1 protein-coding gene is annotated in these 314 nt (G+C 45.9%); it reads right to left on the minus strand.

The genetic code is table 11. The features are described from left to right. Window positions 1-314, minus strand: a 314-nt coding sequence (locus tag A3761_RS02860; protein WP_197472764.1) for an LPP20 family lipoprotein, incomplete at both ends; no start/stop codon positions are given.

Below are 314 nucleotides of genomic sequence, written 5' to 3' on the forward strand. Positions count from 1 at the left end.
CGTTTTTAGGAGAGATGCTTTTGCCAGAACCTTGAAGCAAGTCTTTAAACAAAGATTCGGTGAGTTCTGGAGACATAGTCACCATGACGCATAGCTTTTGTGTGTCGTCCGGGAAGTCTACATAGTCAATTTTGGTGACGCGGCTACCAGATAAGGTTTTGTTTGCTAGCTGCTTGGAAACCGACTCAAAAGTACCGCCGGTGGTTGAGCCTTCAGCTGTATCGGTTAGACGCTGGTAGGTCTTATCCATGGCTTTAACTTTTACTTCAATCTGCTTGGCTAGTTCTGCGCGAGCTAAAGCCGTTGCTTTGTTT

This window comes from Oleiphilus sp. HI0123 (assembly GCF_001635315.1).